This window comes from Tolypothrix tenuis PCC 7101 (assembly GCF_963874875.1).
Taxonomy (GTDB): Bacteria; Cyanobacteriota; Cyanobacteriia; order Cyanobacteriales; family Nostocaceae; genus Aulosira; species Aulosira tenue.
Genome location: NZ_CAWNJS010000001.1, coordinates 5379155 through 5403543 on the forward strand (window position 1 = coordinate 5379155; position 24389 = coordinate 5403543).

At 40.5% G+C, this 24389-nt stretch carries 18 protein-coding genes; 4 read left to right on the top strand and 14 right to left on the bottom strand.

Translation table 11 applies throughout. From position 1 onward, the window contains the following. Positions 1-320 precede the first annotated feature (320 nt). The 6 genes from AACU25_RS21260 to nfi all read right to left on the bottom strand — a co-directional run bounded on the left by AACU25_RS21260 (position 321) and on the right by nfi (position 5605). On the bottom strand, positions 321-755 hold the full coding sequence (locus AACU25_RS21260; RefSeq protein WP_096579021.1) for a hypothetical protein: 435 nt from the start codon (positions 753-755) through the stop codon (positions 321-323). 89 nt (positions 756-844) lie between these two features. Beyond that, positions 845-1555: a GDSL-type esterase/lipase family protein gene (locus AACU25_RS21265; RefSeq protein WP_190445726.1), complete on the bottom strand. Its 711-nt coding sequence runs from the start codon at positions 1553-1555 to the stop codon at positions 845-847. A gap of 159 nt (positions 1556-1714) precedes the next feature. Continuing rightward, positions 1715-3679 carry an FHA domain-containing protein gene (locus AACU25_RS21270; protein ID WP_096579025.1) on the bottom strand — a complete coding sequence of 655 codons (1965 nt, stop codon included), beginning with the start codon at positions 3677-3679 and terminating at the stop codon, positions 1715-1717. Positions 3680-3809: 130 nt separating this feature from the next. Then, complete coding sequence (locus AACU25_RS21275; protein WP_096579027.1) at positions 3810-4400, bottom strand: FHA domain-containing protein; 591 nt, start codon at positions 4398-4400, stop codon at positions 3810-3812. 132 nt (positions 4401-4532) lie between these two features. Then, on the bottom strand, positions 4533-4901 hold the full coding sequence (locus AACU25_RS21280) for a pentapeptide repeat-containing protein (RefSeq protein WP_096579029.1): 369 nt from the start codon (positions 4899-4901) through the stop codon (positions 4533-4535). A gap of 38 nt (positions 4902-4939) precedes the next feature. Continuing rightward, a complete protein-coding gene (gene nfi / locus AACU25_RS21285; protein ID WP_096579031.1) occupies positions 4940-5605 on the bottom strand; it encodes a deoxyribonuclease V in 666 nt (221 codons plus the stop codon). 238 nt (positions 5606-5843) lie between these two features. On the opposite strand from nfi, the gene AACU25_RS21290 reads away from it, so the two are divergent. Then, on the top strand, positions 5844-6683 hold the full coding sequence (locus tag AACU25_RS21290) for a prohibitin family protein (protein WP_096579033.1): 840 nt from the start codon (positions 5844-5846) through the stop codon (positions 6681-6683). 277 nt (positions 6684-6960) lie between these two features. Here the strand turns inward: AACU25_RS21290 and mnmH are convergent, their stop codons facing one another. The 3 genes from mnmH to AACU25_RS21305 all read right to left on the bottom strand — a co-directional run bounded on the left by mnmH (position 6961) and on the right by AACU25_RS21305 (position 10726). Continuing rightward, positions 6961-8028 carry a tRNA 2-selenouridine(34) synthase MnmH gene (gene mnmH / locus AACU25_RS21295; RefSeq protein ID WP_096579035.1) on the bottom strand — a complete coding sequence of 356 codons (1068 nt, stop codon included), beginning with the start codon at positions 8026-8028 and terminating at the stop codon, positions 6961-6963. 569 nt (positions 8029-8597) lie between these two features. Next, positions 8598-9455, bottom strand: coding sequence for a methylated-DNA--[protein]-cysteine S-methyltransferase (locus AACU25_RS21300; protein WP_321206666.1), 858 nt, complete (start codon positions 9453-9455; stop codon positions 8598-8600). 104 nt (positions 9456-9559) lie between these two features. Further along, positions 9560-10726: a hypothetical protein gene (locus AACU25_RS21305; protein WP_096579039.1), complete on the bottom strand. Its 1167-nt coding sequence runs from the start codon at positions 10724-10726 to the stop codon at positions 9560-9562. Positions 10727-11378: 652 nt separating this feature from the next. Between AACU25_RS21305 and AACU25_RS21310 the strand changes: the two genes are divergently transcribed. Beyond that, positions 11379-12002 (top strand): CP12 domain-containing protein, encoded by a 624-nt coding sequence (locus AACU25_RS21310; protein WP_190445727.1) that lies wholly within the window; start codon positions 11379-11381, stop codon positions 12000-12002. 131 nt (positions 12003-12133) lie between these two features. On the opposite strand, the gene AACU25_RS21315 is transcribed toward AACU25_RS21310, so the two are convergent. The 3 genes from AACU25_RS21315 to AACU25_RS21325 form a co-directional block, all read right to left on the bottom strand. After that, positions 12134-13249 (bottom strand): LptF/LptG family permease, encoded by a 1116-nt coding sequence (locus AACU25_RS21315; protein ID WP_096583926.1) that lies wholly within the window; start codon positions 13247-13249, stop codon positions 12134-12136. Positions 13250-13457: 208 nt separating this feature from the next. After that, positions 13458-14186: an LPS export ABC transporter ATP-binding protein gene (gene lptB / locus AACU25_RS21320; RefSeq protein WP_096579041.1), complete on the bottom strand. Its 729-nt coding sequence runs from the start codon at positions 14184-14186 to the stop codon at positions 13458-13460. A 30-nt stretch (positions 14187-14216) separates the two neighbouring features. After that, complete coding sequence (locus AACU25_RS21325; protein WP_096579043.1) at positions 14217-14714, bottom strand: LptA/OstA family protein; 498 nt, start codon at positions 14712-14714, stop codon at positions 14217-14219. Positions 14715-15165: 451 nt separating this feature from the next. On the opposite strand from AACU25_RS21325, the gene AACU25_RS21330 reads away from it, so the two are divergent. Then, positions 15166-17034, top strand: coding sequence for a response regulator (locus AACU25_RS21330; RefSeq protein WP_096579045.1), 1869 nt, complete (start codon positions 15166-15168; stop codon positions 17032-17034). A gap of 967 nt (positions 17035-18001) precedes the next feature. Next, positions 18002-21052 (top strand): PAS domain S-box protein, encoded by a 3051-nt coding sequence (locus AACU25_RS21335; protein ID WP_096579049.1) that lies wholly within the window; start codon positions 18002-18004, stop codon positions 21050-21052. Positions 21053-21115: 63 nt separating this feature from the next. On the opposite strand, the gene AACU25_RS21340 is transcribed toward AACU25_RS21335, so the two are convergent. Next, on the bottom strand, positions 21116-21742 hold the full coding sequence (locus AACU25_RS21340) for an FHA domain-containing protein (protein WP_096579051.1): 627 nt from the start codon (positions 21740-21742) through the stop codon (positions 21116-21118). Positions 21743-21976: 234 nt separating this feature from the next. Continuing rightward, positions 21977-24013, bottom strand: a complete 2037-nt coding sequence (gene ligA / locus AACU25_RS21345) for an NAD-dependent DNA ligase LigA (RefSeq protein WP_096579053.1) — start codon at positions 24011-24013, stop codon at positions 21977-21979. Between the last annotated feature and the right edge of the window lie 376 nt (positions 24014-24389).

The following is a 24389-nucleotide window of genomic DNA, read 5'->3' on the forward strand; positions in this document are numbered from 1 at the left end:
GTTTTTATAAAGCACAATAAAGGCTTACCCATTTCTGAGTAGTTTTTCCGGCTATATTTTGCCTACTTTATTGTTGCGGTTTTGTTATCTTTTTCTTAATTATACTTTAGAAAACTACAAATATTCCTGCTGTGTAAGGATTTTGGGTACTTGTGTAATTTAAAATACAATTTTGTCTGTGGGAGTACTTGGGCATTGGTGATGGGACAGAGCTGAGTGCTGAGTTGGAGAGACGCGATGAATCGCGTCTGTACAAGAGTCAAGATTTATTCACCTTGTCTCCCAATCCCCAATCCCTAGTCCCCAGTCCCCAGTCACATCTACAGCCACTCTCCACCCCGGAAACGCCAACGAGGGAAAATGATCCGCATGAGGCTTTGGGAGGAAATGAACACTCCTAGCCATACGATACTGTAATGCAGGAGAAAAATTTGTGGTGGAAGTTCTTCTTTGGGTATGGGGATTGGTAAAAAGCCAAACAGTTTTACACCACAATAAACGAAGATAAATTCCCAAATTCCAGCAAAGAGTTGATAAGCTGCAGGCCAGTCTCTATCCCAACGGAATTTTTGCAGATAGTTATAAAGTACATCCCAACCTAAACCGAAGATGGCAACGTAGGTAAGTATCAAGAAATAAACTGAGTTAGGCCCAGGCCCAATTAAACCCATTGCAAAGGGTAATGATACTAATACGCCTACAGTTGCTAATAGTAATAATCGAGTTTGCCACCGACCAAATAATGTGGGAGTCATAGGAGTGCTGAGTCCTGATTGTAATACTCAATATTAAAAAACTCCACGTTATTGTGGAGTTTTTCGTAAAAATAAGTCGGAAATATTGTTTAAACTGCTACTGGGGAATGATAGATGCTGAGTGCTTCCCAAGTGATGACATCGTCTAGCAAAGCTTGATAACCCAAGGTATTGGGGTGTAGTCCGTCGTCACTGATGCGCTTGCGCCACCAAGTTTCACCACGTTCTATCCATTGGTCGAAAATATCAAGATAAGGAATCCGGCGTTGATTGCAAGCTATTTTCGTAGCTTCTTTGTAGCGATACTGATCGGCGTGATTGTAGTAGAAACAATCGAGAAATGGCATTTTGGTTTCATCAACTGGAACCATACCCACAAATACTACAGGGCAGAGTTGTTGTGCTTGTTCTAGTAATTCAGCGATTTGAGATTCAAATAAAGCAAAATCTGTATAATTACGTCCATTAGGGCGAGATAACCGCGCTGAATCATTTACCCCGACCGACAAAATAATTAAGTCAGGGACACGATTTCGCAGTTCACCCCGATGGCGGAATTCAACTTCTAGTCTTTGGGCGACTTGTTGAGTGCGATCGCCTCTGACTCCCAAGTTATAAAGAATATGGCCAGAACTATTGGGTAACATCCAGTATCGCCTTAGTTGTTCTACCCAGCCTCCTCTTTCCGGATCGCCAAAGCCATAAACTATGCTATCCCCTAGTGCGATAATCTTCAAAGGCTGACAATGGGTTGGTGCTATGGACAGCTGCATTGAGGAAGGTCGCTCGAATGTTTGCATCTTAAAAAGACTTTATTTTATATCTTTACAAGATTCTATACATTTCTACACCATTACAAAGTATATTTCTACTCTCTACTCTGGAAAGAGTTGATGAAGTAGAGGACTAACTCTTGACTCTTGTACAGACGCGATTCATCGCGTCTCTCCAACCCAGCACTAAATTGGAGACTGATTAAACACCCATTTCAACCACTGGCTAAAAGAACTGAAGGCGTTCAGATGCTTGACTCCTGGCGCACGGGAATTAGCGAGTGCTTCAACTGCGACTAAGGCAGCGTACTGCAAACCCAAGAAACTATCAACTGCTGCATAGGGGCCACCCAGGGTAATTGCACCAGCCGCATACATTTGACCTTTGGTGTTACGCATTTCTGCTAACTCAAAATTGTTGGCAACAACTAATCTCCCTAAGTGATTGAGTGGTAAATTGTAATTCTTCACTAAGTCATCTAGTAAGGGATTGGTTTGGACTTTGGCATCTAAACCTGTAGCATCAACAATAAAATCAGCTTCCAGCTTCATTTCTCCCAAGCCTTTTTCACGGATGTGGCTAATAGTTCGGTTTTGGCTTCCCCGTTCTACATCCAGCACATCCCCAAAGGTAATTTGATACCAACCTTCCCTTAAACCTTGTTCGGTAATCTGCTGCCAATCGTGGCGATCAGCGGTAGTAGTTCCACCCCAGTCTGCGAGTAGGCTTTTGCGTTCGTCGGGAGTGGCTTTTTCTAGCATTACCCGTAGTTCCCCACTCCAACAGGCTTTAGGCCAGTTAAAAGGTTGGAATTCGTAGTGATTTTTGACAAGACGTTGGGCTTTTTGGAATTTGTTGCCTTGGGGTTTAGGCGATCGCATTAAATGCAAAACTGTAATATTGCGATTTTTCTTGCGTGCCTCATAAATTCGCTGCACAATCCGCGAAGCCACAATTCCCCGCCCACGTAATAATACAATTCCTCCCTGTTGTTCTAGCTGTTGATAAACATGATCATGTTCCTCATAAGCATTCACAACAGCTTTAAAATCTTGATATTTTTCTCTATAAGCTTGTAAATCTGGTAAAAACTGAATTGCGGGATAACCTGTTGCTAAGTGCAAATAACGCGATACAAAAAAAGCATAATCTCTCGTCCCGCGAGAATAAGCTACGCAATATCTACCATCCGCAGTTTTGCGAATTGCCCTAACTCGCCCATAACGATAAATTTGTTGCCAACCAATGCGTCGGCATTCCCTATCTATAGAATCAAAAACATTACCAGCTCGTGGGGTATAAGTTTCTATAAATGTGGGTTCAGCAAATACTTGCCATAAATACCTGAATGCGGAATTGGGTTTGCCTTGAGTAACATCATGCCAAGCTTCCCGTAAAGCATAACTAGGCCAGCCCCAAATATTATCAGGACAAGAATCAGAATTAGACCGTAATCTTTCGTATAAAGGAATTTGCGAATTTAAGCAGAGGCGCTTGTAACGTGCATAAGGTTCTGCTTCTAATCCCAAAGCGACAATTTTATCAGCACGCACACCGCTAATTCGCAGTAAATCCGTCCAAATAAAACTACCCAACCCCGCGCCAACTGCCAGATAATCACATTCATCCACAGGTAAGCCTGTAGCATGAAGCGCTTGCACGTCAACTTGTTGCGCCTGAAATGCTGGTGGTGGAAAATTGCTACCTAGCGGTGTTACAGGCCGCAAAGACGGCAAACTAGGATCTGGAATATTGGTCTTGGGATTAAAGTGAATAGTTGAAGGTGGGCTAGTAACTGGTGCGGGTGCTGGTGCATTGATACTAAAGTTTACGGTGATCATGTATGGCCCAATTTGTAGCGTATCACCGTTATTCAAAACAGAGCGTGTTTGTCGTTGACCGTTGACAGATAAACCATTGACACTACCTTGATCAATCACCACCAGTTGATTTTGTTCCCAATCAATCAAGGCATGATAGCGCGAAACTTCATTACTATTCAGCAGCATTCGCGAGACACGCTCTCCCCTGAGTTGCTCTGGTAACCTAGCGAATTCTCGCCCAAAAGCGATTGGTACACTCAACCTGGGTTCTCGCCGTTCTCCTGTAGCTGGATCATCCCAACTTAATAGAATTTGTAAATTTGGCATTTGGTCTTTGGCATTTAGTATTTGTCATTGGTAATGGGGCATGGGGCGTTGGGCATTGGGCATTGGACATTTGTAATTTCCCCCTGCTCCCTGCTCCCTGCTCCCTGCTCCCTTGCCTCTTCTCCTCATCCTAATGATTCGGTGCAACCAGCACACTAACTGCTGCTGCTAAGGATGTACCACACCAGGGACAACCAACTTGCAGGTTTTCAGGGGGGGAGACTTTGTGGCATTTGGGACATTCTAAGCCATAAATTCCTGGTGGGGGTGCAGGTGGGTGCTGGTGATATCTCGGTTGCACCTGTGGCTGCTGGTTGATTGGTGGCCATGTAGGCTGGTTACTGACTACTGGCGGGGTTGGTGGTGTCAAAATTGTGGGGGGAATACTTTTAATTAAAATATTAGTAACTCTAAGTTCCATTTGTCCCAATTGAATCATGCTACCTTCTCTTAAAGGCAGTTCACCTTGGGTTAGTTGCTGTCTATCTACTAGGGGCGGATTTTGCGATCGCAAGTTTCTAATGTAAAACTTTTGCTGTTGAGTATTAAAAAATATTTCTACGTGTAAACCCGATACGGTAGGGTTACTGACAACAATGTCGCACCGGAGTGGATCTCGACCGATGCGGACAGTGCCAGGATTCTTGCTAGGCTGTTGTTCGTAAATATTCTGGGTTTTATCTTGACCTGCATCATGCCACTGTAAAGTTAGTGCATTCATCGTTATAACTAGTAACTTTTATTTAGTTACTTCAACTCCTTTCTGTGCGATTCCTAACACGATTAGGCACAAGCAAGCAAGTGTTTAGAAAAAACTTCAAATCAGATTTGTGTTTAGTTCTAACGCTGATCGTCAAAATTTATGCATATTTCTACTGATGGGGTCAAAATCTTTAGAGAATCGGGTAGTTTCGTCATAATAAGCACCTGTTAAATCTGCTCCATACAACTTGGTGAAGTTGAGTTTAGCGCCTCGCAGATTTGCTTCATTTAGCTTCACACCGCACAAATTAGCTCTAGTCAAATTAGCGTTGGCTAAGTTGGCTCTACTCAAGTCTGCTCCCCAAAGTTTAGCTCTAGCTAGGTTAGCACCACTCAAGTCTGCTCCCCATAAATTTATCCCAGGTAAAGAAGCTCCAATCAGTTTAGCTTTAATTAGGTTGGCAGCAGGAAAATATCTCTCACCAGCTGCATAAAGCTGTTTAATCTTCTCAGCATCCATAAATTGTATTGACCTTTTCACAAGTGCTTGTCATCGCTTTATCTTGAAGATGCTAACTTGTCAGCAATGCGTGTAGTTTCTGGCAGTCGATATTTAGTGGTGCAGCGTAGTACATAGTCGATTGCTGTAGGCAAGCTAATGCGATGACCACTAGAAATATATAAAGGTTTTACGCCTGTGCGCGTGCGTAAAACTGCGCCAATTATTTCGCCTTGGTGTATTAAAGGTTGCCAGCTGCCTTTTGTTTCTGGGACTTCGTCATATTTGCCAATCAATAAGGATTTTGCCACGCCGATTGTTGGCATATCTATCAACAATCCTAAATGACTAGCTATACCCAGTCTACGAGGATGAGCGATTCCCTGACCATCACACAAAATTATATCTGGTAGAATTCTTACCTTTTCTAAAGCATCAAGTACAGCCGGGATTTCGCGGAATGAGAGAAAACCGGGAATATAAGGAAAGGAGGTAGGACGGCGCGCTACTGCTGTCTCGACTATTTGCAAATCGGGGAAACTCAGCACTGCTACAGCAGCATGGCTAATTGTACCATCCGCTTCAAAGCCCATGTCTACGCCAGCAACATATTTGATGGTTTCTGGCAGTTTATCTTCGGTAATTGTTTGGTTTCGCAATTTTTCTTGGATTGCGATCGCTTCTTCTAAAGTCTGGGGCCAATCGTGCTGTTGATAAATCTTCATAATTAAAAGTTTTTCTTAACAAAAATTCAAGGCTCGTTTCCCGAAATATCCCCTAGCCACAGTGTAGCTACTGTTGTCATCAACTTAAAATCCTTTGTACTCTTTGGCTAAAGTTAAACTATCAACATTATTTATTTGTCTCACTGTGAGAATCGGCAAACTATTAACTAGTTTAGGGTGGACAATGTTAGCTTACTGAGGTTAGTAATTAGTCAAAAATTACTATTAAAAAATAGCCATGCGTAACCACATCCCAAATCCGGCAAATGCGTTCCAGTTCAGTTCCTATATTGTCGGTGGCATATTCTTATTTATTTTGGCATTTATTTTTCGTCCTTTCACGATTGTAAATGCTGGGGAACGGGGCGTTGTCATGAAGTTTGGTAAAGTCCAGGAGCAGGTGTTAGATGAGGGACTGCATCCTATGATGCCATTAGTAACCTCAATCAAAAAGCTTAGTGTGCGGGTACAACAAAATACTTTTGAATCAGACGCGGCTTCTAAAGACTTGCAAAAAATTACTACCGAACTAGCTGTTAACTGGCACGTTGATCCAACAAAAGTCAATAAAGTTTTTCAACAAGTCGGAGACCAACAACAAATTATTACTGGAATTATTACACCTGCTGTATCTGAAGTTTTGAAAGCGGCCACAGCCAAAAAAACAGCAGAAGAAATCATCACTAAAAGAACAGAACTTAAAGAAGAGATTGATAGCAATCTCAAAAATCGGCTATCGGCTTATAGTTTAATGGTTGATGATGTTTCTCTAGTCAATTTTTCCTTTTCGCCAGAGTTTAGTAAGGCTATTGAATCTAAACAAATAGCTGAACAAGAGGCTAAACAAGCAGAATTTATTGCTAAAAAAGCGACTCAAGAAGCACAAGCCGAAATTAACCGCGCTAAAGGTCAAGCAGAAGCACAAAGATTACAGCGACAAACCTTAACCGCAGAATTGTTGCAGAAACAAGCAATTGAAAAGTGGGATGGGCGTTTTCCTACGGTGATGGGTGGTAATGGTTCAGTACCATTAATCAATATTAATCCTAGTAATCTCTCTAGCACGCCAAATAGATAGTTTTTGTTCACGAGTTGTAGAGACGCGATTAATCGCGTCTCTAAAGTCAAAATACAAAGGTGAACACTAGTAGGATGCGTTAGCGATAGCGTAACGCATCCCACGTTTATTTCTGGCGATAAATATTTAACCGAACAAAATATTATTGCTTCTTTTCTGTTTCCTGTTTTATTCATCAACTAACAGTTTCAGGAATCAAATCAAATTTAATGGATTTTGTAGTGGATGTAGTAAACAATAGTGATACACATCATTCATTACATCCATTACAATATTTTCATTGTATTGCCACATAATTGGGCAACAAAGAATCTAGCACATTCTCAATACTACAATCCGATAAATCTGGAATCGATAAAAATCTGTAAGCTTTACTAAAATAACTCTTTGTTGAGTGGTTATAAATGGGGTCGTAATAGCAATGTAATATATCTTGCACTAAAGATTCCCAATTACCAGCATCAATTAATTGATACCACTGACTTAATTTCTCCCAACCACAGCGATTTTTCAGTTTCTCTAGCTTGCGTTTTAAAACATCGGGATGGGTAATTAAGTGGGGATATTCTTGTAACAAGAACTGAACTCTAGCAGCTATTGGTAGTTGAATTTCTACACAATTAGCTTGTCTCATTTTCTGCCACAAAGATTGAGGTAAATAGATTTGCCCAATTTTGATACTTTCTGATTCAATCCAAACTACTTCCTGCGGATTAAACTGTTGCAGATGTTGTACTAGGAGAGATTCAAAGTATTTTTGTGAAGGTTGGGATATCGGCTTACCTGGCCATTGTCCGCCTAAAAGAGAACCGCGATGATTAGCTAAACTTTCTAAGTCTAAAACTTGTGCGCCACGCTGACGGATTTTTTCTAAAATATGAGTTTTACCAGTACCAGTTAAACCACATAACATCTGATAGTTAAATTGTGCTGGTAAATGTTCTATTTGCTGGCGGACATAGTTACGATAAGTCTTGTATCCGCCATCAATTACAGTCACTTGCCAACCAATTTGTGTCAGTACCACAGCCATGCTAATGGAACGCTGCCCACCTCGTCCACAGTACACTAAAGGATGGTAGTCTGGATCTTTTGCAGCAAAGTGCTGGCTGAGATGTTGGTAAATATTTCTCGTTACTAAAGCTGCACCAATTTTTCGCGCTGTGAAAGAGCAAACTTGTTTATAAATTGTTCCGACTTCAGCGCGTTCAGCATCATTCAAGACTGGTAAATTAATCGCGCCAGGAATGTGGTCTTCTATAAATTCACTAGGCGAACGAACATCAATAATTTCACTGTAAGTTTCAGCCCAAGGCAGACGCGTATATGTAACTGAAGATGACATAGTCTTTAAATTCTCGCTTCTTCAATTGTGGCACTCCCATAAGTTTAATGGGGGTATTCTGTACTTAGGTAAATTTAAATGAATCTATGTAAAGTCTCAAAATAAAACTTGGAAGACTTAAAAATCTTGTTTGCAAATACCAAGGGAAAATATTGAGCAGAGAAAATAATTTTTGAGGTTTTGACTTTTTCGGGGAAAGCACAATTGCATCTTTTAAAACTCACTATATAGCCTCTGTTATCAACTATTTATGGTCAGCAAAAGATACCACTGCTAAATTTATTAACATCATAAATAATTAATTAGGCGATCGCACTTCTGGCTTGGTGATAATAATTGTTAAGAATAGGGCTAAAACCAGAAGCTTCGATGATTATGGAAATTTTATTGGTGAAATCTAACTAGCGATCGCCAATGGAAATTTAGCAGCTTCAGTGAACTAGTTTCAGGATGAAAAACAACTAAAGTCATTGTATCGGTAGTCAGCGATCGCGGTATTAGGGGTCAGACCAATTCTCTCAAAAAAGAAAAAGCTACAATCAGATTGTATAAAATTTGTCCTAGAAATTTTATACAACTCTACGATTAGCTTCCCACGCTAACAGAATAGTCTTTCGCTCCCAACCCCAACGATAGCCACCAAGTTCTCCAGACTCGCGAATCACACGATGGCAAGGGATGAGGTAGGAGATGGGATTTTTGCCTACAGCATTGCCAACGGCTCGTGCAGCAGTTGGGAGGCCAATCATTTCCGCAATACTTTGGTAAGTTGTCAGACCCCCAAACGGAATTCTCAAAAGTGCGCGCCAAACTTGAATCTGAAAGTTAGTACCTTTAAGCAAAAGCGTTAAAGGTTTTTGTTCTGTGAAGCTCACTGACTCAAAAATCAAGTCATGCAATGGTTGAGTTACTTGTTGATCGCAGATTATTTCAGCTTTTGGCCATTCTTGTTGAAGTGTTTGTTGGACATTTGGCTCATCTGTGCCATTTAAAAAATACAGATTGCAAATACCGCGATCGCTTGTGGCGATCAGAGCTTTGCCAAACAACGTTTCATGAATACCATAGCGAATTTGCAAACCTGCTCCGGCTGCTTTAAATTCACCTGGGGACATTGCTTCTAAGTTGACAAATAAGTCATGCAATCTTCCTGGACTCGACAAGCCTACATCTAAGGTTAAATCTAGTAAGCTTTTGGTTCGGGTAATTTGTGATTTAGCATATTCAACTGTGAGATATTGCAAAAACCGCTTGGGGCTAATGCCAACCCACTGAGTAAACATCCGTTGGAAATGATACTCACTTAAACCTATGTGCTGGGCAACTGTAGCCAGATCCGGCTGGTGGAAATGGGATTGGCGCATAAATGCGATCGCCTGAGCAATCCGCTGATAATCTCCGCTGTCATGGGCAGTTACAGTCTTCATCGCAATCATCTAGGCTGAATTAAAGAACTATTGGCATTCTTCAATTTACCGATGTTGTCGATCTAAAGCCACCCGTTTCTTGCGGTTGATCTGCGTAATAATTTTTAAGGATATCTATAGCCGTTAATCTGCACTCCACCATAAGGCCCGGGTGTGGGGCGAGGAAGAGATATCTGAGACTGCTGTACACCATAGTTGCCATATACTGACGGGGTTGAGTTATTGGCAACGTTAGGAATTTGAGATGGCGTAGAGTATGGTGAAATATTAGTGGTTGTAGTCGAAGTAACGGATGGTGTCACTGAAGTTGTTTGTATTCCATTAGTTAATGTCTGACTGTTATTAAAGTTAGTGTAAGAATTTTGGGGTAAGTTTGTGGCTATTGGTTGAGAGTAAACTGTACCTGTATTTAAGTTATTGTTAGCAGGTAAAGGCTGACTATATATATTGCTAGTGACTGGTGTTACATTGTTGTTAGAGCTAGTTCCCATCATACTTGTGGGGTTGGTAGCACCAGAAAGATTTTGATTGGTTGATGTGAAATTGCTGTAGGAAGCAGTTCCCATAAGATTTGTGGAACTGGAAGCCGTGTTGTTGTAACCAGAGAGATTTTGAGTTGGGGCTTGATTAATAGCAGTTTGTAAAGGGCTGATAGTAGCAGGATTTTGATTTTTTTCGCTTTGATTAACTAATGCCATCCCTTGATTCAAAGGGGTTGTGACGCTTGCTGTTTCTTCTAAAGGTGCAGTTACAGATTTAGCATTTAACAAATGACTACCACCATAACCAGACTTCATCTGCAATAAATTTTCGGTTTGTACAACAAAGGGATTATTATTCTTTGGTGCAGATGTGTCATTTACTGTTGGTAAAACTGGATTTGATTTAGCTTCATTGGTGGTAGAAGATTGTTTACTGATAACATCCTCAAATAGGCTGGGGCTATTTTGATCTGGTGATTTTTCCGGTGGGAGACTTAAAGTGGCTGCCAAAATAGCTTGTTCATAGTCTTTAATTAAAACGGGAAAATTATCAATGTCTGCAACCATAGCTCTGTCTTCGGTTGACAATGTTGAGTCAGAGCCTGTTGGCGAAGCTACTTCTGATTGTGACTTACCAGCCAAAACATTTGGATTAGACAAGTATTGCCACATTCCTATCCCAAACACAACTAAAAAAACTCCTGTACCCCAAAAGCTAGGTCTGCTAAGATTCCGTAACCTGGCTTTAAGATAACGTAAGTATGCCGGGGGATAATTTCGGTTTTGCATATGTTTGGATATAGTAAATTTACTGAATCAGCGATCGCGCTTTGCGTATTTTGTCAGTAGTGCTGCTGCGGGGAAGTTCTGCTTTAAAAGAAAATTCAAACAAAGTTTAAGGATAATTTCATCCTAACTGTTCAATCTTTATGAGTCATTAGTGCTGGACAATTATTCGTTAAAAATTTACCTTTTCCTCACCTGAGTTATGAGGGAGTGACAAATAAACACAGAGGTTGACAATATTTGGTTACGGTAAAAAAGAAGAAAGGGTGAAAGAATTCTTTCTTTTTTTTTCATAAATAAATTGAAGGGCTTAAAACCTTATTGGCAAAGGAAAAAATTATTTTCTTCAACCTTCTGCACCCTACAATCAGGCTCATGCCTTTCTTCGGTCACTTTCGATATCATCAGGAGTTGAAAGCTAGTCTAAGGTTATTGTTGTAGCTGCCTAAAAGACTGCTGAGTTCAAAGTTCAACTGTAAGAATTACTCACCACTCAGCAACGCCACTTACTTGAAGCCGGGAAACCCGTAAGAGCGCAGTGGCTCCACCCTGCGGGAAGTCGCAAAAGCGTCTACAGCACTCATTACTTAGCAATATTGTGTGCGCTGTCGCCTGGCGCTTGCATCGCATTACTATTTACCAGGAGACTACAGCAATGATGAAAGCTGAAGATATCATGACCAGGAACGTAGTTACCATTCGCGGTTCGGCGACAGTTGCTGAAGCGGTGGGACTCATGAAGGATAAAGGATTGCGCGCTTTGGTTGTGGATCGTCGTCATGAGCATGATGCCTATGGCATAGTCACAGAAACGGATATTGTTTACAAAGTTACAGCTTACGGTAAAGATCCAAAACAGGTCAGGATTTACGAAATCATGACTAAGCCCTGCATTATCGTCAATCCTGAGTTGAGCGTGGAATATGTAGCGCGGTTGTTTGCTAATACTGGGATTCGTAGGGCACCTGTGATTCAAGGTAAGTTATTAGGGATTATCTCGATTACCGATATTCTGACAAAAAGTGACTTTGTAGAATCTCCCAAAGCCATAGTTTTAGAAGAGAGAATTCAACAAGCGATCGCCCAAGCTCGCAGTATTTGTACCGCACAAGGAGCCTATTCTAAAGCCTGCGCCGCCGCTTGGGATGAAGTTGAGGAACTCCAAGCCGAAGCAGCTCACCAAAAAGCTGAAGGTATGGAGTCAGCCAAACACTCTTTTGAAGAATACTGTAAAGACAACCCCGAAGCCCCGGAATGTAGGCGGCAGTATAAAGCTTGAGGGGATTGGGGATTGGGGAACTCGGGGCCCCCTCTGGGGATAAGGGGTAATGGGGACTGGGGATTGGGAGACAAGGAGAGATTACCAATTACCCATGCCCCATGCCCCATGCCCTATGCCCCATGCCCTATCTACCTTTGAGCAACTCGCATCAATAAAAATAACCCTGTTCCCAAACCAATAAAGTTGGGTAGCCAAGCTCCCATAAAGGGCGATAGGACATTGGCTTGTCCTAATGCGCCAGTAATAAAGCTGAGAAAGTAATAGGAGAAAATTACAATTACGCTAATACCAAAACTGGTACCGCGTCCCGTGCGCTGGGGTATACTGCCCATTGCTGCGCCTACTAAGCCAAAAACTACACAAACAAAGGGTAAGGCGATTTTTTGCTGAATCCGCACTTCTAATTTCCGAATTTTTTGGCGATCGCCACCGAGACGTTCTACGGCTAGCTGTTCTACAGCTTCGGAAATATTCATCTCACCGTAGTCACGGCTTTTTTCTGCCAAACTTAATGGTGTGCGGGGAAGTCGCAGTTGTTGGTGTTCAAACCGTAAAATGTTGCGATAAGAGCGATCGGGAGATACTAAATAAATAGTGCCGTTATAAAAATCCCAAACGTTTTGCGAACCATTCCATCGCCCTGATTCTGCTACAACAATTTGGTTTAAACCTTCTTCGGAACGGTCAATAATTGTTAAACCTTTCATCTGCTGACCATCAAATTGGTCAGCATAAAATAAGCGTGTCAGTATTCTGCTACTAGTACCATCTTGTTGCTTAACATCCCGATATTCGGGATAAAAAATATTTTGCTGCTTCAACATTGGCTTATCTGACTTTAAAGCATTCTGTAAAGTCATATTTGCTTGATAACTAGCAGCTGGTGCGATTTGCTCATTAAACAAAAATGTCAAGCCTGTCACTACCAAACTTAACATTACAGCAGTCAAAACCATGCGATAAACACTTACCCCACAGCCACGCAAAGCAATTAATTCACTCTCGCTAGAAAGACGACTATAAGTCATCAAAGTAGCTAGGAGCGTGGACATAGGAAAGGCTAAAACAATGAAAGTTGGTAGTTTTAATAAAAAAACCTGAAGAGCAATATCTATTGGTAGACCGGATTCTACAATTTTTCTAACTAAGTCAAATACGGCATCAATTGTCACACCAATTGACGAAAAAGCCCCTACACCAAATAAAAATGGCGGTAGCAATTCGCTGGTCAGATAGCGATCCATGAGCGTAAAAGGCATCAGCGAATTGAGGCTATAAAAAGATGTGAGCTTTTTTGATACCATAAGCTAACTTGAGAATAAAATATTTATGTCATTGGGCATTTAATATTGATGATTTAGGATTGATATTTAAATTCACTAAAACTCTAAATTGGCACTAAATCATTAACGCTAAAAATTTTTGAGCAATTATTATTTAATATCTATTATTTTAAACTTGGAAGTTATCCCCCAAATAATATTGACGCACGAGGGGGTTGTTATAAAGCTCATTAGCATTACCAAAAGCCAGAATTTGTCCTTCGCGCATGATATAAGCACGATCAGTAATTGCTAGGGTTTCGCGGACATTATGATCTGTGATTAAGATACCCATACCGCGATCGCGTAGTCGGGCTACAATTTGTTGAATTTCCGAAACAGCAATAGGATCGACTCCCGCAAAGGGTTCATCTAAAAATAAAAACTTTGGCCCTTCTCTACCAGATGCTAAAGCTCTAGCTAATTCAGTCCGCCGTCGTTCCCCACCAGAAAGTTGAATTCCTTTACTGTTTGCCACTTTTTCTAAGCGAAATTCTCGCAGTAAATTTTGTACCCGTCCCGACCATTCCCAGTTTGGCACATTAGTTTGTTCCAAAACTAGAAGTAGATTGTCTCGTACTGTCAGCTGGCGAAACACACTCGCTTCCTGGGCTAGATAGCCAATGCCCAATCTTGCCCTTTTGTGCATTGGTAGCGCTGTAATATCCAAATTATCTAGCCAAACTTTTCCTTGATTTGGTTTTTCTAAACCTGTAGCAATATAAAAGGTTGTGGTTTTACCAGCACCATTTGGGCCTAGTAACCCAACAATTTCTCCTTGGGCAACAGAAAGACTAACACGATTGACAATCTGGCGCTTGCCGTAAGATTTATGGATGTTCTCTAAGACAATTTTCACGCTAGAGATGCCCCTTGAGAGTAACTACTACTAATTAGAACCTTTGAGTGGTGGCGTTTTTGGGGCAGGTCTGGCAGATTGTCCGCCAATTTCACCATCCTGTACCATATAAATTGACTCTACCTGACGGTTAGATTGCGGTAAAGCCACAAATCTTCCCTCATCAATCAAATATGTCACCTTCTCTGCACGAATACTATTGCCACCTTGTTGCAAAATATAGACATTGCCACTGAAATCTATGCGGCGTTCCTTGCTAAAGTATTGTGCTTGAGCGGCTGTGGCTTGAATCTGACGCGAAGGATACAACATTTGCACATTGCCGCGAGCAGTTACTACTTGACTTTTGGCATCATACTCTTGAACATCCGAGCGAATTGTCAGCGGGCGGTTTCCTGTGGATGTTTGAGCAGTCACGGTTTGCACTTGGGAGGGAAAAGCTACTGCGCCAAAGATTGTAGCAGGTAACACCAAGGCTAAGAGCAAGCGCCGGATTTGCGATCGCGGAAATTTATAGGAGAGTATCATAGCAATTTACAATTTAGAGTTTTAGCTTGTATTTTAATTATCTCAACTACTTTATCCAACAGTAAAAAATAGCATCTGGACTAATTTCGCATAAATGCTGACGCTATTGACGCTTACCTTACCATTAAGGTTTCGCCCAAATATCTGTTTGTAAAGTCTAATTCCAGAATTCTCCGGATCAATGGCTAACTGGGAAGGGATGAGGGGGATGAGGGGGATGCGGGAGATAAACAATTCAAAATTATTACCTGTTCCATGTTTACTGTTTCCTCGGGAGAATAGAAAAATCGCAGATTTTTGTTAGTGGCTAATTTTTTTTGGGAAATCTAAATTCAGTACAAAACCAACATAATAGCCAGCTTTTTTGATTTAGCACAAAAAAGCTAAACTGAATTTTTTTACATGATGGCGATCGCTAGCAACCTCTAACAGCTTCGAGGATAGAGTCGGTGTGAAATTGTTATTGATAGAGGATGATGAAAGTCTTGCCCAATTGCTGAGAGCCACTCTCATTGCTCAGAACTACCAGGTAGAATTAGCAGCAGATGGTCAACAAGGTTGGGATTTGGCGCAAAGTTCTGTTTATGACTTGATTGTACTGGATTTAATTTTACCCAAGCTTGACGGGATCAATTTCTGTAAACGCATCCGGCTACAAAATGGCAATGTTGCGCGATCGCCAAATCAAAATACGCCCATCTTGTTGTTAACTGCACTCGACAGCGTGATGAATAAAGTCATTGGCTTAGATGCTGGTGCTGATGACTATATGGTGAAACCAGTGAATCTCGATGAATTTATGGCTAGGGTGCGATCGCTGCTGCGGCGTAGTTACATTACGCGATCGCCTCTGTTGGAATGGGGTGAATTATGCCTCAATCCTAATAATTGCCAAGTCACTTATCAAGGGCAGCCTATTCTCCTCACAGCCAAAGAGTATGCCATCTTAGAACTGTTTTTAAGAAATCCAGACCATATCTTCAGTGCTAGTTTATTGATTGATCGGCTATGGACGAGTGATGAAGCGCCCAGCGAGTGGGCTGTGCGAACACACGTCAAAGGCTTGCGGAATAAATTAAAAAAAGCTGGCGTAGGAGAAATTTTTGAAACGATTTACAAACTAGGATATCGCCTCAAACGCAGAGAACAGGAAAGCCCTAAAGAACAATCTCCGACTTCCCCAATTTTGACCCCATCATCGCTCACCACATTTATTTCAGATGTGTGGGAAGAGATGCGCGAAACTTATTGCGATCGCCTGATGATTATTCAACAAGCTGTTACAGCATTGAAAAATGGTCAAATTTCCGCAGAATTGCAGCAGGCGGCAGAATATGAAGCGCACACTCTGATTGGTTCATTGGGTAGTTTTGGTTTAGGCGAAGCTTCCCGAATATCACGACAAATTCAGCAGATCCTCACACAAGCAGAATCCATTTCTGCTTTACAAATCCTGCAACTAGTTCACTTAGTAAATGCATTACAGCAGGAAATGCAATCAGCTTCAGCTGGAACCCATCCAGCACAGACAAGTGGCTCAAAGGTTATTCATAGAACTAGCTTGCTGATTGTGGATGACGATGCAGTACTTGCAAGACATCTAGCCACAAAAGCCGCAATGCAAGGAATTTTCGTAGAAGTCGCCACAGATTTGCAGCAAGCCGAAAGTTTCTTGCTTGACAAGCTTCCAGATGTGATTTTACTGGATCTCAACTTTCCTGGTGCCCCAGCTAGCGGTTTAAATTTTCTCGCCAAATTGTACAATCAGCATCCTCATTTACCAGTTCTCGTTTTAACGGCAAAGGAAGATTTTGCTGATCGCTTAGAAGCGGCTAGATTAGGCAGTAAGTTATTCTTGCAGAAACCAATTGCTGCGAATCAAGTTTTAAAAGCTGTTACTCAAGTAGTGCAACAGTCAAGCCCAATTCCGCAAAAACTGCTGATTATGGAAGACGATCAGCAAATGTTACATCTTTTGCGTCATCTTTTGCAACCTTGGGGTTATCATCTGACGCTACTTGATTCACCACAAAATTTTTGGACAACTTTGTCACAAACAGATCCCGATTTGTTGATTTTAGATATCGAACTATCTGACTCAACTGATTCTCTATCTTCAACAATCAACGGAATTGATTTATGCCAAGTAATTCGTAATGATTTTCGCTGGCAGAAATTGCCTATTTTATTTTTGTCAGCGCATACAGATGCCGAGATAGTACAGCAATGCTTTGCGGCTGGTGGAGATGACTTTCTTTATAAACCTGTGATTGCAGCAGAACTCTTAACCCGTGTACGCAATCGACTAGAGCAGCGCTAAGGCAATATTACAAAGGATAGCGTTTTGAACTCAAAATTGGTTTTGGGGAAAAGGTTAAGGGTTAAGGGTTAAGGGTTAAAGGTTTTTTCTTTCCCTTGAACCATTCTCCTTTTTACCCTTAGCCGACAAGTATTGAGCGCTAAGGAACTTCTAATTAAGCTCATTCCACTCCTAAAAGGATGAGGCTAAGGTATGGGAAAAGCATCCAATGCCCCAAGTCGGCTTTCTGTAATCAAGGTAAATTATAAAACATTAATTATTTCTTAAATTCTGTAAAAGCTATGAAGCTTCTATCCATTAAGAAATGTAAATCTCTTCTGTAAAAAGCTATAGGCTGGAAAATTCTGCTTACTCACAGATTCCTCAAAAATTTTTTATATACTTTCGCTTAAATAGGCTCAAAGTGCGACACCTAGATAAATGTCGCATTTAACACAAATTAAAATATATATACTTATTAGTTAGTTATATTCACGCCAGACTATGAAAATTTTAAAAATAGGTAGCTTCAATAATCTTTTACCAGAAATGCCCCATTATTGGAATTATCAGGACTATGGAGAATTAATTATTCCAAATCTGCAAGGTATTCAATGGAGTTTTTATTATCGGTTGGTAAAGCTCATTTGGGCAATAAAAGAAACTCATATCTGTCGGCGTTTTTATAGACATATCGCCCCACATTTTACAAGTTAAAAATTCCACATATAGCTAAAAATCATTGCAAATATATTTTTTTAAATATTTATATTAAACTAAAAAACAGGAGACAATATTAATATTTTAAATCTATGTTTCAGTAACATTTATTTGAATAATTCATTAAAAAATATATTTATATTATGTTTTATCACTACTTTTTAAAAGTAAATATATTTTTTCCATAAAATAATCAGCAATATTTAATATTCAATTTTACTTGTATGTATAGTGTATATATTTAGAGCTTATATGTGACTAAACATATATGTTATACGACAAGAATTTTTGTCTAACTAGTCATGTGATTATTAACACATTATTAGAAGATGAGCAACATCAAGATAATATGCAAGAAATGAGTTTATATCCAGAGTTTCTACTTCAGATACTTCATGGTATATCCGATCCAGTATTTGTTAAAGACCGCCAACATCACTGGGTATTCCTTAATAATGCCTATTGTAATTTGATTGGCTTTCAAGAATCAGAATTAATTGGTAAGTCAGAATATGACATCTTTCCGAAAAAACAAGCAGATAGGCTGTATCAGAAAGATGAATTTATATTTACTACTGGCATAGTTCATGAAATAGAAGAATGTTTGACCAACTCTGAAGGATTAACTCGTTTTTTCTTAATTAAAAAATCTCGGTTTGAAGATGAATTTGGTAATTATTTTTTAGTGGGTATTATTCGTGATATTAGCAAAGAAAAATTGCAATCAGCAAAACTTTGCTCATCAAAACAAGTATTAGAACAAGTAATAAATAATATTCCTCTCGCAACTTATTGGAAAGATTTTAATTCGGTTTATTTAGGGTGTAATCAACGATTTGCGGAACTTATAGGTATAGATTGCCCAAATCAGATTATCGGCAAAACTGATTATGACTTAATGAAACAGCAAGACAATGTCAACTTATTTTGGGAGTCAGATTTCCAAGTTATAGAATCTAAAAAACCAGAATATGCTGTTGTCCAATGCTATATAAAAGCAGATGGCAAACAACTATGGTTAGAAACTAATAAAATTCCCTTAAAAGATGAGCAGAACAATTTCATTGGCATTTTAGTTACTTGTCAAGATATTACTGCACGGAAAGAAGCAGAATTAGCACTTGCAGAAAAAGTATCCTTAGCTGCATTTCATGTAGCAGTTAATAATGCTATTACTCAAAGCTCTACCATCAAGGAATGTTTAAAAAGTTGTACTGATGCTATAGTCAAACATCTGAATGCGGCTTTTGCTCGTATTTGGACGTTGAATGCTCAAGAAAACGTACTGGAACTACAAGCTAGTTCGGGAATGTATACCCATATAGATGGGCCTCACCGACGTGTTCCTGTAGGCATGTTTAAAATTGGATTAATTGCTGAAGAACGTCAACCTCACTTAACTAATGCAGTTTTAGAAGATCCGCGTGTAGGGGATAAAGAGTGGGCAAAGCGTGAAGGGATGGTGGCTTTCGCGGGATATCCTTTAATTTTGGACGGGAATTTAGTCGGTGTAATTGCAATGTTTGCCCGTCATCCGCTAACAGAATTAACTTTGGATGCTTTGAAATTAAGCGCTAATGAGATTGCTTTAGGTATCAAGCGCTTGCAAGCTGAGGAAGCTTTACAAAAAAGTGAGGGTAAGTATCGTCATTTAGTTGAAACTTCCCAAGACATGATTTGGTCGGTGGATGACAAGGGATATTTTATTTTTGTCAACCAGGCGGTGAAAACTATCTATGGTTATGAACCAGAAGAAATGATTGGTCGTCACTATAGCGAGTTTGAGCCACCAGAACAAATTCATCAAGACCTCAATATTGTGCCTCAAATACTAGGCCAAGAGTCAGTTTTTCACTATGAAGCGGTTGTTCTTGCTAAAGATGGTAGGCGGTTAAATTTGTTGTGTAATGCTTGCTTATTGCGAGATGAAGCAGGGAATGTTATCGGCACAACTGGCACAGCTACTAATATTACGCAACATAAGCAAGCAGAACAAGCCTTACTCCGCAGTCATGCTATATTGCAAGCGCAACAAGAAGCTTCAATGGACGGCATTCTGATTATTGATGAAAATCGCTTAGTAGCATCATATAATCAAAATTTTGCTGATTTATGGCAAATTCCCCTAGAGATACTAGAAACAGGTGACGATCGCCAACTTCTAGAATGGGTACTAGATCAACTAAAGAATCCCACAGAATTTTTAACTAAAGTTGAGTATCTCTATCACCATCCCGAAGAATACAGCCTTGATGAAATTTTACTCAAATCGGGACGGATTTTCGATCGCTATTCCGCACCAGTGCGATCGCCTGCTGGTGACTGTTACGGTAGAATTTGGTATTTCCGCGACATTACCGAACGCAAGCAAGCTGAAGCAGCACTGCTAAACTCAGAAGCACGACTACGACAACAAGCACAACAACTCCAAGCTGCATTGCGGGAACTACAACAAACCCAAACCCAGTTAGTTCAAAGTGAAAAGATGTCTAGCTTGGGACAATTAGTTGCAGGTGTCGCCCACGAAATTAACAATCCGGTGAATTTTATCTATGGCAATCTCAACCATGCCAATACATATAGTAAAGACTTACTAACACTATTGGAACTCTATCAAAAATACTATCCCCAACCTGCCCCAGAAATTGCAGATTTTGTGGAACTGATAGAACTGGATTTTCTCAGGTCAGATTTTCCCCAAATCCTGAAATCTATGGCAATTGGCGCTAACCGCATTCGGGAAATTGTACTTTCGCTGCGAACTTTCTCGCGTTTGGATGAAGCTGAGATGAAAGCAGTTAATATCCATCAGGGAATAGATAGTACGCTGATGATTCTGCAAAGCCGCCTTAAGGGTAACAATCAACTACCAAAAATCACTGTGATCAAAGAATACGGTAACCTGCCCTTAGTGGAATGTTACTCTGGGCAGCTAAACCAAGTATTAATGAATATTTTAGTGAATGCGATCGATGTATTAGAAGATGCCGTTATCAATAATCAGTTATCAACAGCAGAATTATTATCTATAAAAAATCCCCAAATTCATATTCAAACTGAATTTCTAGAAAATCATCAAGTAAAAATTAGTATTGCCGATAATGGTGCAGGAATTCCAGATAATATTAAACAGCGCATATTTGACCCTTTCTTCACCACTAAACCTGTTGGTAAAGGTACAGGTATGGGACTTGCTATTAGCTATCAAATTATTACCAAAAAACATGGTGGTTCTTTGGAATGTATTTCACTGCCAGGACAAGGCACTAAATTTGTAATTACAATTCCTTTAACTCAAAAGTCTAAAATTGTAATTTAAGGGTCAAGGGTCAAGCGTGATTTATAATTTTTATCTAATTTTTCACATCTTTACCCTTCATTTTTAAAACATAATATAAACTGTAAATCGCACGAGATTATCTTGACCAAACTGCAATGAATCTTCATTGTGTAGGCTATATTGCATACCTGGATTTAAGAGCTTGTTATTTAAATAAATACCATTTGTACTCATATCAACAATCATGTAAGTATTTTGTTGCCAGTCCCAATAGATGCGTGCATGACGACGAGAAATTATACCTTCGTGAGGCAAACCAGTTAAGTCAATTTCTGGTGGAAGGGTCATGCTTTGACTGCGGCGACCAATAAAACCGACTTCTCCAGACCATTGAAACTCTCTACCTGTGGTATGAATCAGTTTGATAATAGGTGATCTGGGTGGCGGTGGGGTATAAACAGGTTGTACTGCTGGGACAGGGGGGTTAACCCGTTGTTGATCATCCTTAGGATGATTAACAGGGGGTTGATAGTTAGGTGGATTAACTACAGGTTGTACCGGTAGCGGTGGCGGTGGTGGCGGTGGTGGCGGTGGTGCAGTAGGTCTACTTGGTGTAGGGGTAATTAAATTAGCCAAAGGAGTAGAACACCAAGGACAAACTTTCGCATTGTTGGGCAAGGCGCGGTTAAAATATTCGCAATTTGGGTTAGGGCACCGATTTGCAGGCATAGGAACTTACATCATCAGGTATAGGTTGTCTTGAGACTACATACACCACAAATATAGGGTATCTTAGACTGAACTTTTATCATAGAAAAATCGGCTAACTATTGCTCCGAGAGACTTTTACTGGGTTTGAAATCATCAAAATTAGAATTTTTGAGCTAGTTCTGCTGGATTGTCAAAGGTAAAGAGTCCTTTTTCAAAGGCTAGCTTGGACTTTACTGTTTGAAAGCAATAGGATTAACTCTCTAACATCTGCAATAACTGAGCTTCAGTTAACTGCGTAATACCTAAAGCTTCGGCTTTAGCTAACTTAGAACCAGCATCTTCTCCCACTACTAAATAATCTGTTTTCTTACTGACGGAATCTGTAATTTTACCGCCAGCTTTTTGAATTAAAGCTTTTGCTTCATCTCTTTTTAAAGTCGGTAAAGTCCCTGTAACTACAAAGGTTTTGCCTGCAATGTTGGGATTACTATCAGTAATTGTTGGTGTTTCTGCGGAATTTGCTAATTGCAACCCAGCTGCTTGGAGGCGAGATATTAAAGTTTGATTAGCATCAATCTGAAACCATTGATGTACTGATTCCGCAATTTCTACACCAATACCATAAATTCCAGCAATATCTGACTGTCTGGCTTGAGTTATCTTCTCAACATCAGAAAATTTTTCGGTTAATAGTTGAGCATTGACACTGCCAACATGACGGATGCCTAAACCATACAATACTCTTGACCAAGGTTGATTTTTTGATTGGGCGATCGCATCAATTAATTTCTGCGCTGATTTTTGCCCCATCCTTTCTAGTGCATATAATTTTTCTTCTGTCAAGTCATATAAATCGGCTACGGAATGCACCAAACCTTTATCTACGAGTTGATGTACCAGTTTTTCACCCATACCTTTAATATCTAAGGCATCGCGGCTAACCCAATGTTCTATTGCACCTTTGAGGATAGCGGCGCAGGAAGCATTGACACACCTAGTCACGGCTTCACCCAACTCCCGCACTACTTGCTGACCGCAAACTGGGCAATTGGTTGGCATGATAAAGGGTTCGGTGTTTGGAGGACGGAGTTCTGTGAGTACTCGTACCACCTCTGGAATAATTTCCCCAGCTTTGCGAACAATTACAGTATCACCGATGCGGATGTCTAATTGGGCGATGCGATCGCTATTATGTAAGGTAGCGCGGGAAACTGTTGTCCCTGCTAATTGTACGGGGCGCATTTCTGCTAATGGGGTTAAAGCGCCTGTTCTGCCAACATTCACTGCAATATTTTCTACACGGGTAGGTGCTTCTTCGGCTGCATACTTCAACGCCACCGCCCAGCGAGGAAACTTTTGCGTAAATCCTAGCTGTTCCTGAAGCTTAAAGGAATTGAGCTTTACGACTACCCCATCAGTCATGTAGGGTAAATTGAGCCTTTCTGTATCCCAATAGTTATAGTATTCAGCAACTTCCGCTAAAGACGGGCATAGCTTATGGTTGGGGTTCACCCGGAAGCCCATCTTTTGTAACAATTCCAAAGCTTCCCATTGAGTATTGGCAATACTAGCATCATCTCTGCCAGGAATATGTAGGGTGTAAGCAAAGAAATCTAAGCGCCTGCGAGCAACAATTTTTGAGTCTAATTGTCTGAGTGTACCAGCTGCGGCATTGCGGGGATTAGCAAATAACTGTTCGCCGGCTTTTTGCCGTTCTTCGTTAATTTGTTTAAATACATCCAAGGGTAAAAACGCCTCACCCCTAACTTCTACCTTTTCTAAAATTTCCAAGCCATCAAAATTTAAGCGCAAGGGAATTGAGCGAATTGTTCGCACATTCTGGGTGATATCTTCCCCCATCACCCCATCACCCCGAGTTGCGCCTCTGGAGAGGATACCATTTTGATAGGTAAGTGCGATCGCAGAACCATCAATTTTCAGTTCCGAGACATATTCTGCGGCTGTAATTTTTGGTGCTTGTCGCCGCCAGCGCTGATCCCATGATTGCAACTCATCAATATTAAAAGCATTCTCCAGACTGTACAGCGGAATATTGTGCCGCACCGAAGTAAACTGTGTTGCAGGTCTCTCACCCACGCGCTGAGTAGGACTATCTGGTGTAATTAATTCTGGATACTGGGTTTCTATCTGTTGCAATTCCCGATATAGCTGGTCATAGACTGCATCCTCCATAATGGGTGCATCTAATACGTAATAAGCATAACTAGCTTGCTGCAACAATCGGCGTAGTTCTTCTACACGCTTGGTTTCTGGCTGACTCTGTATCATTGATTTTTTGCAAAATACTTAGCGAATAGAATTTCACGTTCAGGCCTATCTAGGCTATGTGTTGCTAGTATAGCTACTCGCTTTGTAATTGTGTGTATCCAAAAGTAGTTAGCTTGGTTAGGGAAGGACTTTTAATCAAAAGGCGGACTCATAGCCTATTAACTATCGTCGGGTTTCCCGCGTTGTAACAAGTGGCGTTGTGTTACATCTGTGCAAGGATTCTGGAATTTAAAAGAATGAGAATGAGGCGCAGGGAACCATTGTTCTCGGTGCGTTACTCGATAGCTAACGTACTGGACTGACACAGCTAATTTAGTGCAATAGCAAAAATCAATTTCATTGGCGTTGCTGATTAATGGGATGATTTTTTCCTCAC